Origin of the sequence: Rhodococcus sp. NPDC127593, from assembly GCF_042671975.1 — a bacterium.
Classification (GTDB): Bacteria; Actinomycetota; Actinomycetes; order Mycobacteriales; family Mycobacteriaceae; genus Rhodococcus_F.
Window position 1 is genome coordinate 1 of sequence record NZ_JBHXWI010000174.1, and the last position, 1,454, is coordinate 1,454.

The 1,454-nt window shown below is 65.7% G+C and carries 2 protein-coding genes; one reads left to right on the top strand and one right to left on the bottom strand.

The window, feature by feature from the left end; translation table 11 throughout:
- Positions 1-252 (top strand): hypothetical protein (locus ACFVJ3_RS49440; protein WP_378459037.1); only part of this gene is annotated, 252 nt, incomplete at its 5' end.
- Here ACFVJ3_RS49440 and ACFVJ3_RS49445 read toward each other — a convergent pair.
- Positions 209-1,414 carry an IS4 family transposase gene (locus tag ACFVJ3_RS49445; RefSeq protein WP_378459038.1) on the bottom strand — a complete coding sequence of 402 codons (1,206 nt, stop codon included), beginning with the start codon at positions 1,412-1,414 and terminating at the stop codon, positions 209-211. The two genes, ACFVJ3_RS49440 and ACFVJ3_RS49445, sit on opposite strands and share 44 nt — an antisense overlap.
- Between the last annotated feature and the right edge of the window lie 40 nt (positions 1,415-1,454).

Here is a 1,454-nt window from a genome sequence, read left to right on the forward strand (position 1 = left end):
CCCAATACCGTTCAGTTAGTGAACAAGGATGGTGCATTTCGGCGGTTGAGTGGGTTGTGGATGGTGTTGGTGGTGTGCGCGTTTGGCGGGCCATTTGAGGACTTTGCGTTTGACGACGCGGGGGTTGGCGCGGTGTCGGCGTGCTGGGTTGATGCGGCGCAGGAGTTTGGCGATGCCCTGATTCCACAATCGGGTGGCGGCGTGGTGGTTATGAGGGGGAAAAAGAGCTGTGGGACAGGGATCGTCGGGTGATCCGCAGGGCGGCGACGAAGGACATCCGGTCCGGGTCGTGACTGCCGGCGGTCGCGGCGTCGCGCATCAGGGTGCGGATGGCGTAGTGGCAGCACAGGTGCCCCCAGATTTCCTGCTCGACCAGCGGTGGGGATTTCGACCGCAGGACCGCTCGCGGCCCGCGTTGGTGGGTTTTGAGTTCGTCGAAGGTGTTCTCGATCTCCCAGCGTTGGGTGTAGGCGAGAGCGAGTTCTTCCGCGGATGCGTCGGCGGGGTCGAGGATGGTGGTCAGCAGCCGGTACTGCTCAGGGTTTCCCCGCCCGTCGTCGAGGGTGTAGTCGATCACGCGCACCGTCAGTGGTGTGCGCTGCTGCCGATTCTTTCCGGAGGTGGGGACGATCTGTGCCAGCCAGGATCCGTCGTCGAGGGTCTCGAGGTGGCGAGGTGAGAGGGTCGATGTGACCCGCCACAGTAGGTCGGCGCCGGTGGCGGCGGCCCGGGTCCACATGTCGAATCCGTACAGGCCGCGGTCGGCGAGCAGCAGCATTCCCGGTTCGAGGGTGTCGAACAGATCGTGCGCGAGCTCCCGCTCGGAGGTGCGGCACGGTCCGATCGCGGCGTCGAAGACCGCGTGGGTGCCGCATTCGGCGAGGGCCACCAATCGTGCCTGCGGGAACGCGGACTTCTCGCCGCGACTCGATCCGGGCCGCCCGAAATGCTCGGCGTTGGCCGGGGTGTCGGGCAGGTCGAGGCAGGTCCCGTCGAGGGCCACCAACCGGCGCCCGGCGAGCCAGGATCCGGGTGTATCCGCGTCGGCGAGCGGTCGTGCGACACGGCGGAACAGCTCCCGCACCGGTTCGTGCCCCAGCCGGGACCGGGCCTGGAAGATCGCCGATTTCGTCGGCGACGACCAGGACTGCGACCATCCCGACGACCACGACAAACCGTCGGTGAGCTGCTCGAAGACCTCCTCGTAGGAGCCTTGCGAATTCAATGCCATCCCGATCGAGAAATACGCCGTCACGCGAGCGGTCAACGACCTACTGCGCTGCTCGGTCCGCCCGCATTCCGCGATCACCTCATCGACCAGGGACGCGGGAAACACCCTGGTCAACAACCCCACCGACACCACATCCGACAACCGCCGATCCGAGACCGGTTTCACCCATCCGCTCCGAGGCACACCTCATCGTAACGCAACCCGCACTAACTGAACGGTATTG